Source organism: Streptomyces sp. G7(2002), assembly GCF_028870195.1.
GTDB classification, from domain to species: Bacteria; Actinomycetota; Actinomycetes; order Streptomycetales; family Streptomycetaceae; genus Streptomyces; species Streptomyces nigrescens.
In genome coordinates this window covers 6,284,210-6,297,355 of the sequence record NZ_CP102609.1, presented here as the reverse complement: position 1 = coordinate 6,297,355, position 13,146 = coordinate 6,284,210, and the positions used below count along the sequence as shown (strand labels likewise).

Annotated in this window: 10 protein-coding genes; 4 read left to right on the top strand and 6 right to left on the bottom strand. The window is 67.9% G+C overall.

Going from position 1 to position 13,146, the window contains the following annotated elements; all coding sequences use genetic code 11:
* Window positions 1-20: 20 nt before the first annotated feature.
* From NUT86_RS26865 to NUT86_RS26850, 4 genes are all read left to right on the top strand, one after another.
* Entirely contained in the window at window positions 21-1,820 is a 1,800-nt protein-coding gene (locus NUT86_RS26865; protein ID WP_026169590.1) for an ABC transporter substrate-binding protein, read from the top strand.
* A 133-nt stretch (window positions 1,821-1,953) separates the two neighbouring features.
* Window positions 1,954-2,925 carry an ABC transporter permease gene (locus tag NUT86_RS26860; RefSeq protein WP_093637632.1) on the top strand — a complete coding sequence of 324 codons (972 nt, stop codon included), beginning with the start codon at window positions 1,954-1,956 and terminating at the stop codon, window positions 2,923-2,925.
* Between the two features lie 10 nt (window positions 2,926-2,935).
* Window positions 2,936-3,997: an ABC transporter ATP-binding protein gene (locus tag NUT86_RS26855; RefSeq protein ID WP_018089385.1), complete on the top strand. Its 1,062-nt coding sequence runs from the start codon at window positions 2,936-2,938 to the stop codon at window positions 3,995-3,997.
* A gap of 12 nt (window positions 3,998-4,009) precedes the next feature.
* Window positions 4,010-5,158 carry an ABC transporter ATP-binding protein gene (locus NUT86_RS26850; protein WP_274737975.1) on the top strand — a complete coding sequence of 383 codons (1,149 nt, stop codon included), beginning with the start codon at window positions 4,010-4,012 and terminating at the stop codon, window positions 5,156-5,158.
* Window positions 5,159-5,271: 113 nt separating this feature from the next.
* Here NUT86_RS26850 and NUT86_RS26845 read toward each other — a convergent pair whose 3' ends face one another.
* The 6 genes from NUT86_RS26845 to typA form a co-directional block, all read right to left on the bottom strand.
* A complete protein-coding gene (locus tag NUT86_RS26845) occupies window positions 5,272-6,336 on the bottom strand; it encodes an ABC transporter ATP-binding protein (protein ID WP_109892405.1) in 1,065 nt (354 codons plus the stop codon).
* A complete protein-coding gene (locus tag NUT86_RS26840; protein WP_159486334.1) occupies window positions 6,323-7,342 on the bottom strand; it encodes an ABC transporter ATP-binding protein in 1,020 nt (339 codons plus the stop codon). The genes NUT86_RS26845 and NUT86_RS26840 overlap by 14 nt, the downstream gene beginning before the upstream one ends.
* A gap of 11 nt (window positions 7,343-7,353) precedes the next feature.
* Entirely contained in the window at window positions 7,354-8,346 is a 993-nt protein-coding gene (locus NUT86_RS26835) for an ABC transporter permease (RefSeq protein WP_026169588.1), read from the bottom strand.
* The gene (locus NUT86_RS26830; protein ID WP_274737972.1) at window positions 8,339-9,262 is read right to left on the bottom strand and encodes an ABC transporter permease; all 924 of its coding nucleotides are present in this window, start codon (window positions 9,260-9,262) and stop codon (window positions 8,339-8,341) included. Before NUT86_RS26830 ends, NUT86_RS26835 begins: the two co-directional genes overlap by 8 nt.
* A 40-nt stretch (window positions 9,263-9,302) precedes the next feature.
* Window positions 9,303-10,922 carry a peptide ABC transporter substrate-binding protein gene (locus tag NUT86_RS26825; RefSeq protein ID WP_274737970.1) on the bottom strand — a complete coding sequence of 540 codons (1,620 nt, stop codon included), beginning with the start codon at window positions 10,920-10,922 and terminating at the stop codon, window positions 9,303-9,305.
* A gap of 249 nt (window positions 10,923-11,171) precedes the next feature.
* Entirely contained in the window at window positions 11,172-13,076 is a 1,905-nt protein-coding gene (typA, locus tag NUT86_RS26820) for a translational GTPase TypA (protein ID WP_018089377.1), read from the bottom strand.
* Window positions 13,077-13,146: the final 70 nt, after the last annotated feature.

Sequence of the window (13,146 nt, the reverse complement as noted above, 5' to 3'; positions counted from 1 at the left end):
CAGGCAGGTGCTTGGAACCCATGAACGCACTATCTACGCGCAGAGCACGCGCCGTGATCGTGGCCCTGGCGGCCGGTTCACTCGCGCTCACCGGCTGCAGCAGCGGCGGCAGCAGCGGCAAGGACAAGTCCCAGACGGACAAGGACGCCGCCGCGCAGTCCAAGACCGTGGCGCTCGGCACGGCCGCCGACTCCACCGGCCCGGCCGCCGACGTCAAGGGGTCCCGCAAGGGCGGCACCATGCGCGTCTTCCAGCGTGACAGCTTCAACCACCTGGACCCGGCGCAGATGTACGTCAGCGACCTGGGCGACGTGTCCAAGCTGATCTTCCGTGGCCTGACCACGTACAAGCAGGACGACGCGGGCGAGAAGACGGTGGTCGGTGACCTCGCCACCGACGCGGGCCAGATGTCCGACGGCGGCAAGACGTGGAAGTACACGCTCAAGGACGGCATCAAGTTCGAGGACGGCAAGCCGATCACCTCGAAGGACATCCGCCACACCTTCGAGCGGATGTACGCCAAGTTCATCACCGACGGCCCCACGTACATGCAGACGTGGCTGTCGGGCGCCGGCACCTCGTACCGCAAGGCGCTGCCGGACGGTCCGTACAAGGGTGACCACCTGCCCAAGACCGTCCTGGACACCCCGGACGACAAGACCGTCATCTTCCACTTCGAGAAGCCGCAGTCGCAGGTGCCCTACGCGCTCGCCATGGCGGGCTACAGCGTCGTCCCCGAGGGCGCGAAGGACACCAAGGAGAACTACGACGTCAAGCCGGTCTGCGCCGGCCCGTACAAGTTCGCCTCCTTCAAGGAGGGCAAGGGCGCCAAGCTGGTGCGCAACACGAACTGGGACCCGAAGACGGACCCGGCGCGGCACCAGTACGTCGACGCCTTCGACATCACCTTCAACCACCAGTTCTCGGACTCCACCAAGCGCCTGATGGCCGACCAGGGCGAGGCCAAGAACGCGATCAGCTTCACCAACTCGGTGGAGCCGACGCAGACCAAGCAGGTGCTGGACAACCCCAGCGCCAGCAAGCGCCTGGTGCAGGGCTACCAGCCCTACGTCTGGCAGATGAACATGAACATGGACCGCATCAAGGACAAGAAGATCCGCGATGCGATCACCTACGCCATGCCGAACGCCCAGATCGTCCGCATCAACGGCGGCAGCTACGGCGGTGAGGTCGCCGGCGGTCTGCTCGCCCCGACCGTGGCGGGCTACAAGAAGGGCTACGACCCCTACGGGAAGCTCTCGCACCCCAACGGTGAGCCGGAGAAGGCCAAGAAGCTCCTCAAGGAGGCCGGCAAGACGGGCATGAAGCTCGTCTACGCCTACTCCAACACCGAGATCCGCCAGAAGGAAGCCGCGGTCATCGAGGGCGCCCTGAACAAGGCCGGCTTCGACGTCCAGAAGAAGGAGGTCGACTCCTCCTCCTGGTACCAGCAGATGGGCAAGGTCGACAACGGCTTCGACATCTACATGACCGGCTGGGGCCAGGACTGGGCGGACGCCTCCACCGTCATCCCGCCGTCGTACGACCCCCGTCAGATCCAGGACGGCGCGGCCAACTACTCCCACATCCGCGACAAGAAGGTCAGCTCCGAGATCGACCGGATCGAGAAGATCACGGACGTCAAGAAGCAGACCGGCGAGTGGCAGAAGCTGCACCAGTACATCGTGGAGAAGGTCAACCCGGCCGCCCCGGTCTTCTACACCAAGATCCTCCAGCTGCACGGCTCCAACGTGGGTGGTGCCCGCTACAACAGCGACACCAACTACCTGGACGTGAACACGCTGTTCCTCAAGAAGTAAGACGCACACAGAAGCAAGCACCGGAAGGCGGTCCGGAGAGCGCGCGGCACGGCGGAGCGCGCGCTCTCCGGGGCCTTCCCCGCCACTCCGTCACTCCCCACAGCCGCCGCCGTCCTGAGAGCAGCGAACTGCCATGCTTCCCTTCCTATTCCGCCGGATTTTCGGCGCGGTCGTCATCCTTCTCCTGTTGAGCGCCTTCACGTTCTTCGTGTTCTTCTCCACGGGCGACCCGGCCATGATGGCGTGCGGCAAGAACTGCACCGCCGACAACGTCGCCCTGATCCATCACAACCTCGGCCTCGACAAGCCCCTGCCGACGCAGTACTGGGACTTCCTCGCCGGCATCTTCACGGGCCGCGACTACACCATCGGGCACTGCGACGCCCCCTGCTTCGGCTACTCCTTCGCCACCAAGCAGGACGTCTGGACGACGATGATGGACCGGCTGCCCACCACGGCGTCGCTGGCCGTCGGCGGCGCGGTCGCCTTCCTGGTGATCGGCCTGGGTGCCGGTCTGCTGGCCGCCTGGAAGAAGGGCTCGCTGCTCGACAAGACGGTCACCGGGGCCTCCATGGTGCTCAGCTCGGTGCAGATCTACATCCTGGGGCCGATCGTCCTCGGCATCTTCGTCTACAGCGGCATCATGGCCTCCCCCAAGTACGTGGAGCTCACCAGCAATCCGGGCGGCTGGTTCATGGGCCTGCTGCTGCCGTGGCTGGTGATGTCGACGATCTTCACCGCCCAGTACACCCGTATGGCGCGCTCGACGATGATCGAGCAGCTCCAGGAGGAGCATGTCCGCACGGCCAAGGCCAAGGGCATGCCGGCGCGCTACGTCTTCATGCGCTACGCCTGGCGCGGCTCGCTGATCCCGATCGTCACGATCCTCGGCATCGACCTGAGCTCGCTGTTCGGCGGCGCCATGATCACCGAGTACACCTTCTCGCTGGCCGGTCTGGGCCGGCTGGCGATCAACTCCGTCATCACCCTCGATCTCCCCATGATCCTGGGCGTGCTGATCTTCAGCGCCGCCCTGATCCTGGTGTTCAACATCATCGTGGATGCGACGTACGCCCTCATCGACCCGCGCGTGCGCCTGTCCTAGGAGAGCCCAAGTGACCACACTCACCAAGACCGAGGACACGCCGGTCCCGACCGGATCGGACCCCTTCCTCTCCGTCCGCGACCTGCATGTGCGGTTCTCCACCGAGGACGGCATCGTCAAGGCGGTCGACGGCCTCTCCTTCGACCTGGAACGCGGGCAGACGCTCGGCATCGTCGGCGAATCGGGATCCGGCAAGTCCGTCACCAACCTCGCCATCCTGGGGCTGCACAACCCCAAGAACACCGAGCTCTCCGGCGAGATCACGCTGGAGGGCCAGGAGTTGACCGGGGCCAGGGAGAAGACCCTGGAGAAGCTCCGCGGCAACAAGATGGCCATGATCTTCCAGGACGCGCTGACCGCCCTGTCGCCGTACTACACGGTCGGCCGGCAGATCGCGGAGCCGTTCATCAAGCACACCGGCGCCAGCAAGCGCGAGGGCCGGCAGCGCGCCATCGAGATGCTGACCAAGGTCGGTATCCCGCAGCCGAATCTGCGGGTGGACGACTATCCGCACCAGTTCTCCGGCGGTATGCGCCAGCGCGCGATGATCGCCATGTCGCTGGTCTGCAACCCCGAGCTGCTGATCGCCGACGAGCCGACCACCGCCCTGGACGTCACCGTCCAGGCGCAGATCCTCGACCTCCTCAAGGACCTGCAGCAGGAGTTCGGCTCCGCCATCATCCTGATCACCCACGACCTCGGTGTGGTCGCCAACACCGCGGACGACCTGCTGGTGATGTACGCGGGCCGCGCCGTGGAGCGGGGCTCCGTCAAGGAGATCCTCACCCAGCCCCAGCACCCGTACACCTGGGGCCTGCTGAGCTCGATGCCCCGGCTGTCCTCGGACGTCCACGAGGAGCTGCACCCGATCCCCGGGGCGCCGCCGAGCCTGCTCACCCCGCCGTCCGGCTGCGGCTTCCACCCGCGCTGCGGCTTCACCGGCGAGGTCGGCGGTGCCCGCTGCACCGACGAGCGCCCGCTGCTGGAGCTGGGGCGCGCGGCCGCGTGCCATCTGAGCGCCGAGCAGAAGCAGACCCTCTTCACCGAGCAGATCAAGCCCCGGCTGGGCTAGGGAGCTATCACCATGGCAGAGAACGTCACCCTCCCGGCGCCCCGTGACGCCGCGCCCGCCCCGGGCGAGCCGCTGCTCACCGCCGAGGGACTCACCAAGCACTTCCCGATCCACGGCGGCTTCCCGTTCAAGCGGAAGGTCGGCGCGGTCCAGGCGGTCGACGGCGTCGACCTGACCGTGCACGCCGGCGAGAGCTTCGGTCTGGTCGGTGAGTCGGGCTGCGGCAAGTCCACCACCGGCCGGCTGCTCACCCGGCTCATGGAGCCGACCTCCGGCAAGATCACCTACGCGGGCAAGGACATCACCCGCGCGGGCCGCAAGGAACTGGCGCCGATCCGTTCCGAGATCCAGATGATCTTCCAGGACCCGTATGCCTCGCTGAACCCGCGGCAGACGGTCGGCACCATCATCGGCGGCCCGATGGAGATCAACGGGATCAACCCGCCCGGTGGCCGGGAGAAGCGGATCCGTGAGCTCCTGGAGACCGTGGGTCTCAACCCGGAGCACTACAACCGCTTCCCGCACGAGTTCTCCGGCGGTCAGCGGCAGCGCATCGGCGTGGCCCGCGCGCTCGCCCTGGAACCGAAGCTGATCGTCGCGGACGAGCCGGTCTCCGCGCTCGATGTCTCCATCCAGGCGCAGGTCGTCAACCTGCTCCAGAAGCTCCAGCGTGAGCTGGGCATCGCGTTCCTGTTCATCGCCCACGACCTGGCGATCGTGCGGCACTTCAGCGAGCGGGTCGCGGTGATGTACCTCGGCAAGATCGTCGAGGTGGGGACCCGCGACGAGATCTACCACCGGCCGCGCCACCCGTACACCCATGCGCTGCTCTCGGCGGTGCCCGAGGCCAAGCTGGTGGAGAGCGAGGAGGAGGACCGCGAGCGCATCCGCCTCGCCGGTGACGTCCCCTCCCCCGTCAACCCGCCCTCCGGCTGCCGGTTCCGTACGCGGTGCTGGAAGGCTCAGGACAAGTGCGCCACCGAGGAGCCGCCGCTCGTCCGGATCGGCGGGAACGAGGCCGGCCACCTCACCGCCTGCCACTTCCCCGAGGAGCCGACGACCGCGGCCCGCGGCGAGGACATCATCCTCGACCCGGCGCTGGCCGCGATCGAGGAGGCCGCGGAGGCCGAGGAGGCCGAGGACACCGGCAAGACCGAGTAGCCCTGGGTACCGCCACCGCTCGGAGCCGGAGCCCGCTTCCCCTACGGGAGGCGGGCTCCGGCGTATGTGCCCGCGGCTGCCGCGCCGGTGGCCCGACCGCCCGCCCCGTACGGCTACTCGCTCGGCACCACGTGCCGCTCCTCCGCGAAATGACAGGCCGAGGCATGCCCGGCCGGGCCCGCCGTCTCCCGGAACTCCCTGGGCACGTCCAGGGGCGGTACGACATCGGTGCACAGCTGCCGGGCCTTCCAGCAGCGGGTGCGGAAGCGGCAGCCGGAGGGCGGGTTCGCGGGGGAGGGCACATCGCCCGCCAGCAGGATGCGGTCACGACGGGTGCGGGCCTCCGGGTCGGGGACCGGCACGGCGGACAGCAGGGCCTGGGTGTACGGGTGCGTGGGGTGCTCGTAGATCTGCTCGTCGGTACCGGTCTCGGCCAGCCGGCCCAGATACATCACCGCGATGCGGTCGGAGATGTGCCGTACGACGGACAGATCGTGCGCGATGAAGACGTACGACAGCTCGAACTCCTGCTGCAACTGCTCCAGCAGATTGACCACTTGGGCCTGGACGGAGACATCCAGCGCGGAGACCGGCTCATCGGCCACGATGATCTCCGGGCGCAGCGCCAGACCGCGGGCGATCCCGATGCGCTGGCGCTGGCCGCCGGAGAACTGGTGCGGATAGCGGTGGATGAACTCCGGGTTGAGCCCGACCACTTCCAGGAGTTCCTGGACCTTCTGGCGGCGGTCTCCCTTGGGGGCCACCTCGGGGTGGATCTCGTAGGGCTCACCGATGATGTCGCCGACGGTCATCCGGGGGTTCAGGGAGGTGTAGGGGTCCTGGAACACCATCTGGATGTTGCGCCGTACGGCCTTCAGGGCGCGGGCGGAGAGGGTGCTGATGTCCTCTCCCCGGTAACGGATCTGACCGGCCGTCGGCCGTTCGAGGCCCACCAGCAGCTTGGCGACGGTGGACTTGCCACAGCCCGATTCACCGACGATGCCGAGCGTCTCGCCCTGGTGGAGGTCGAAGGACACCCCGTCGACGGCCTTCACCGCCCCGATCTGCTTCCTGAAGAGCACCCCCTGGGTGAGCGGGAAGTGTTTGACGAGGTCGCGGACCTCCAGGATCGGGGTCCCCGCTCCCGTCGCCCGGCCGCCGCCGTCACCGTGCGCCATCGAGGGTCTCCTTCCAGAAGTGGCAGGCGCTGGCCCGGCCGGGTCCGGCCTCGTACAGCGGTGGCGGGTCGGTGCGGCAGATGTCCTGGGCCAGCGGACAGCGCGGGTGGAAGGGGCAGCCGGGCGGAATGGCCGTCAGGCTGGGCGGCAAGCCCTTGATCGCGTACAGCCGCCGGCCCTTGCGGTCGAGCCGTGGGATGGAGTCCAGCAGCCCGCGGGTGTACGGGTGGGCGGGCGCCCGGTAGAGCTGGTGGACGGGGGCGGTCTCGACGATCCGGCCGGCGTACATCACCGCGATCGTGTCGGCGACGTCCGCGACCACGCCCAGGTCATGGGTGATCAGGATCAGCCCCATGGTCAGCTCGCGCTGGAGCTCGGCCAGCAGATCCATCACCTGCGCCTGCACGGTGACGTCCAGCGCCGTGGTCGGCTCGTCCGCGATGATCAGGTCCGGGCCGAGGGCCAGTGCCATCGCGATCATGATGCGCTGGCGCATCCCGCCGGAGAACTGGTGCGGATAGTCGCCCACCCGCTCCCTGGCCGCGGGGATACCGACCCGCTCCATCAGCTCCACCGCTCTGCCGCGGGCGTCCTTACGGGACATCCCCTCGTGGACCTCGAACATCTCCCCGAGCTGGGCGCCGACGCTGAGGACCGGGTTCAGCGCGGACAGCGCGTCCTGGAAGATCATCGCCATCTTCGCGCCGCGGACCCTGCGCCGTTCGTCCTTGCGCAGGGTGAGCAGATCGCGCCCCTGGAAGACGATCTCGCCGCCGGTGACGAACCCCGGCGGCGAGTCGAGGATGCCCATCACGGCCTGGGCGGTGACGGACTTGCCGGAGCCCGACTCGCCGAGCACCGCCAGCGTCTGACCGGGCGCCACGCGGTAGCTGACGCCGTTGACGGCCTTGGCCACGCCGTCCCGGGTACGGAACTCCACCCGCAGGTCCCGCACGTCGAGCAGGGCCGTACCGGCGCCCGTGGACCCTGCGTCCTCGTTCGTCATCTTCCCGCTCCTCAGCGCAGCTTGGGGTCGAGGGCGTCGCGCACCGCGTCGCCGAGCAAGATGAACGCCAGCACCGTGATGCTCAGCGCTCCCGCGGGCCACAGCAGCATGTGCGGCGCGCTGCGGATGTAGGTGGAGGCCGTGGAGATGTCGATGCCCCAGGAGATGGTGGGCGGCTTCAGGCCGGCGCCCAGGTACGAGAGCGTCGCCTCCAGCGCGATGAAGGTGCCGAGCGCGATGGTGGCGACGACGATGACCGGGGCGACGGCGTTCGGCGCGATATGGCGCAGCAGCAGCCGTCCGTTGCCCGCGCCCAGCGCCCGCGCGGCCTGGACGTAGTCGTTCTGTTTGGCGGTGACGACGGAGCCGCGGGCGATACGGGAGACCTGCGGCCAGCCGAGCAGCACGATGAAGCCGACCACCGGCCAGACCGTGGTGCCGGTGACCATGGAGAGGAAGACCAGACCGCCGAGGATCACCGGGATGCCGAAGAAGATGTCGGCGAGCCGGGAGAGCAGGGTGTCGCCCCAGCCGCCGAAGAACCCGGCCAGTCCGCCCAGCAGGCTGCCGAGCAGCGCCGCGCCGGTCGTGGCACAGACGCCGACGGTGATGGAGGCACGGGCGCCGTAGACGACCCGGGTGTAGACGTCCCGGCCCTGGGTGTCGAAGCCGAAGGGGTGGCCGGGCTGGGAGCCCTGCTGGGCCTTGGCGAGGTCGGCGCGGTAGGGGTTGCCGGTGGCGATCAGCTGCGGCCAGATCGCGATGATCACCAGGAAGACGATGACCAGCGCGGAGATCACGAAGACGGGGTTGCGGAGCAGGTCGTGCCAGGCGTCGCTCCACAGGCTGCGCGGTTTGCCGGCGGGGACCCCGCCGGGCGGTCCGGCGCCGGGCGGGGCCGCACCGGGCCGCCGTTCCAGCGACTCCGCCTCGCCGATGGCCAGCGCGGCGGACCCGCCGTCGCCGTGGCCCATGGCTTCCTTGGGGACATAGGGCTCAGGCATAGCGGATCCTCGGGTCGAGGACGGCGTACAGCAGGTCGACGAGGAGGTTCGCGAGGAGGAACACCAGCACCAGGATCGTCACGAAGCCCACGACGGTCGGCGAGTTCTGCCGCAGGATGCCCTGGTAGAGCTGGTATCCGACGCCGTGGATGTTGAAGATGCGCTCGGTGACGATCGCGCCGCCCATCAGGGCGCCGATGTCCGTGCCGATGAAGGTGACGACCGGGATCAGCGAATTGCGCAGCAGATGGCGGGTGATGACGCGGTGCCGGGGCAGGCCCTTGGCGAGCGCCGTACGGACGTAGTCGGCGCGGGCGTTCTCCGCGATCGAGGTCCGGGTCAGCCGGGTCACATAGGCGAGCGAGACCAGCGCCAGCACCAGCCCCGGCAGCAGGAGTTCGTTCAGCGGCGCCTCGGGCGCGACGGACGGCGCGGCCCAGGCCCACTGCACCCCGAACACGAACTGCAGCAGATAACCGCTGACGAAGGTCGGGATGGACACCACGACGAGGGTGAGGACCAGCACCGTGGTGTCGATGTCACGGCCGCGCCGCAGCCCGCTGAACACCCCCAGCACAATGCCCACCGCCATCTCGATCACGATGGCGACGAGGGTCAGCCGCAGCGTGACGGGAAAGGCGGAGGCCATCAGCTCGGTGACCGACTGGCCGTTGAACGCGGTGCCGAAATTCCCCTGGAAGATCTGCCCCATGTAATGCACATACTGCTTCCACAGCGGCTCATCGAGGTAGAGGTCGCGGCGGATCTGCGCGGCGGTGGCGGGGTCGGGTGCCCGTTCGCCGAACATCGCGGCCACGGGGTCGCCGAGCGCGTACACCATGAAGAAGATGAGGAAGGTGCTGCCGATGAACACCGGGATCATCTGGAGCAGCCGCCGGATCACATAGCGGCCCATGAAGCACCGACCTCCCTCGCCCGACGGCCAGTTGGCACGGTCAGTTGACCTTGATCTCGTTGTAGACCGGCACGCTGAACGGATTCAGTGAGACATTGCTGATCCGGTCCGAATAGCCGCCGCTGCCGTTCTGGTACCAGAGCGGAATGGCCGGCATCTGGCTGGCGAGGATCTTCTCCGCGTCCTGGAAGGTCCGGACGGCCTTCTGCGGGTCGGTGTCCGCGTTCGCCTCGTTCACCAGCTTGTCGAAGGAGGCATTGCTGAACTTGCCGTCGTTGGAAGAGGCGTTGGTGTAATACAGCGGCTGCAGAAAGTTCTGGATCAGTGGATAGTCCATCTGCCAGCCGGCCCGGAAGGGCCCGCTCATCCGCTTGGCCGTGATCTTGTTCCGGAAGTCGGCGAAGGTGCCGACCGGGTCCCCGACGCACGCCTGGTCGTCCCCCAGCGACTTGTTGATGCTGTTGCAGAGGGCGTCGATCCAGTCCTTGTGGGAGCCCGTATCGGCGTTGTAGGTGAGGGCGATCCTGCCGCCGGGGAGTCCGCCGCCCTCCTTGATCAGCTGCTTTGCCTTCGCCGGGTTGAACTCACAGGCCTCGCCGCACAGCCCGGCCTTGTAGCCCCCCTCCGCCCCCAGCACCGGCGAGGTCCAGTCCGTGGCGGGCGTCCGGGTCTTCTGGAAGATCTCCCGGGTGATCTGGTCCCGGTCGATCGCCATCGACAGGCCGCGGCGCACTTTGTCCGTACCCGGCCGCGACCACCGTTTGTCGTACATGGGAAAGGTGAGGGTCTGGATGATCCCGGCCGGCTGATTGATGTAGCGGCCGCCCAGATCCGCCTGCACATTCTTGAGCTGTGCGGCCGGCACATCATCGACCAGGTCGAGGTTGCCCGCCTGCAGATCGGTATAGGCGGTGTTGTTGTCCGTATAGACCCGCAGATCGATACCGCCGTTACGCGCCGGATCGTCCCCCGGATAGGCGCCCCACTTCCGCATCCGCAGCACCGACCCCTTTTCGTAGGAGTCCACGGTGTACGGGCCGTTCCCGACCGGCTTTTGGATCCAGGCGTCGTGATCCCGGAAGAATGCCTGCGGCAGCGGCATGAAGGCCGAATAGCCCAGCGTGTCCGGCCAGCTGGAGAACTTCTGGTTGAGCTTGACGGTAAAGGTCCTGTCGTCCTTCACCACCAGCCCCGACAGGGTTTTGGCCTGCGGGCTCCCCCCGTCCGGATGCACCTGCGCAAATCCGTCGATGTACTGGAAGAAGGGTGCGTTCTTCTGCTTGTTGCTCAGCAGCGCGCCGTAATTCCAGGCGTCCACGAAGGACTTGGCGGTGACCTTCTCTCCGTTGCTGAAGGTCCAGCCGCCCTTCAAGGTCACCGTGAAATTCTGCGAGTCCTTCGTCTCGATCCGGTCGGCGATCACATTCTCCGCGGCGCCCGTCTTCGGGTTGTAGCGCTTGAGCCCCCGGAACAGCATTTCCAGGACCTTGCCGCCCTGGACCTCATTGGTGTTCGCCGGCTCCAGCGGATTCTGCGGATCCCCCCAGGAGGCGCTGACCACCCCGGAACGGCTCGCCCCGCTCCCGCCCCCGCACCCCGTGGCCACGAGGGCGACGGCGACGGCGCATGCGCCCCACTGCGCACACGTGGCTCTCCGCATGACGGCTCCTCAGGTACGGGATCGTGCCCAGGGCCACATAAGATCGCAAAGCGGGAGGTACCGCACTTCGGCGGCGTGCGCCACTGCTCCGAAGACGGGAGAAACCCCTCGGATGCCCGAGTGGGGACGGAGAAGGGGCGCCCGGGGACACAGACAACGTCGCCGCGGAGCGGCCCCCGGACAGCGAAGGGGCGCCCCTCACGCGGAGGGGCGCCCCATCACTTCAGGCCGGAGTACCGGCGGCAGTCGTTACCGCTTGGCGCGCGACGCGGTGCGGCCGCGCTCCTTCTGGTCCAGGACGACCTTGCGGATGCGCACGGCCTCCGGGGTCACCTCGACGCACTCGTCGTCGCGGCAGAACTCCAGGGACTGCTCCAGCGACAGCTTGCGCGGCGGCACGATCGCCTCGAACGAGTCGGCCGAGGAGGAGCGCATGTTGGTGAGTTTCTTCTCCTTGGTGATGTTCACGTCCATGTCGTCGGCGCGGGAGTTCTCGCCGACGATCATGCCCTCGTACACCTCGGTGCCGGGCTCGGTGAACAGCACACCGCGCTCCTGGAGGTTCGTCATCGCGAAGGCGGTGACGGCACCGGAGCGGTCGGCGACCAGGGAGCCGTTGTTACGGGTGGTGAGCTGGCCGAACCACGGCTCGTGACCCTCGTGGATCGAGTGCGCGATACCGGTGCCGCGGGTGTTGGTCAGGAACTCCGTACGGAAGCCGATCAGACCACGCGACGGGACGACGAACTCCATGCGGACCCAGCCGGAGCCGTGGTTGGACATGTTGTCCATCCGGCCCTTGCGGACACCCATGAGCTGGGTGACGGCGCCCATGTGCTCCTCGGGCACGTCGATGGTCATGCGCTCGACGGGCTCGTACGTCTTGCCGTCGACCTCCTTGGTGACCACCTGCGGCTTGCCGATGGTCATCTCGAAGCCCTCGCGGCGCATCTGCTCGACCAGGATGGCCAGCGCCAGCTCACCGCGGCCCTGCACCTCCCAGGCGTCGGGACGCTCGGTCTCCAGGACGCGCAGCGAGACGTTACCGATCAGCTCGCGCTCCAGGCGGTCCTTGACCTGGCGGGCGGTGACCTTGCGGTCCTTGACCGCGGCCTTGGCGTCCGCGCCCTTACCGGTGCCGCCCCGGCCGACCAGCGGCGAGGTGTTGGTACCGATGGTCATGGAGATCGCCGGCTCGTCGACGGTGATCAGCGGCAGCGCGACCGGGTTCTCCGGGTCGGCCAGCGTCTCGCCGATCATGATGTCGGGGATACCGGCGACCGCGCAGATGTCGCCCGGGCCGGCCACCTCGGCGGGCTTGCGGGTGAGCGCCTCGGTCATCATCAGCTCGGTGATGCGGACGTTGGCGATGGTGCCGTCCCGCTTGATCCACGCGACGTTCTGGCCCTTGCGCAGCTCGCCCTGCTCGACCCGGAGCAGCGCGATACGGCCGAGGAAGTTGTCCGCGTCCAGGTTGGTGACGTGGGCCTGGAGCGGGGCCTCCGCGTCGTACTGCGGGGCGGGGACCGACTCCAGGAGCGTGGTGAAGAACGGCTCCAGGTTGGTGCTGTCGGCCGGGACGGTGCCGTCCTCCGGCTTGGTCAGCGAGGCCACACCGTCACGGGCGCAGGCGTAGACGATCGGGAACTCGATCTGGTCCTCGTCCGCGTCCAGGTCCAGGAACAGGTCGTAGGTCTCGTTGACGACCTCGTCGATCCGGGAGTCGGGGCGGTCGGTCTTGTTGATGCAGAGGATGACCGGCATCCGCGCCGCGAGCGCCTTGCGGAGCACGAAGCGGGTCTGCGGCAGCGGGCCCTCGGAGGCGTCGACCAGCAGGACGACCGCGTCGACCATCGACAGACCGCGCTCGACCTCGCCACCGAAGTCGGCGTGGCCGGGGGTGTCGATGATGTTGATCGTGACCGGGTCCCCGCCATCCTTGGGGTGATACTTCACCGCCGTGTTCTTGGCGAGGATCGTGATGCCCTTCTCACGCTCCAGGTCGTTGGAGTCCATCATCCGGTCGTCGAGCTTCTCAGCGGCGTGTTCGGCGAACGAGCCGGCCTGCTTGAGCATGCCGTCGACGAGGGTGGTCTTCCCGTGGTCGACGTGGGCGACGATGGCTACGTTACGAATGTCGTGACGGGTGGGCATACTGGCGGCGCTTCTCCCGGAATCGTGGGTGGCGACGCGTCCATTCGGTACGCGCGCCCGCCGGGCATAA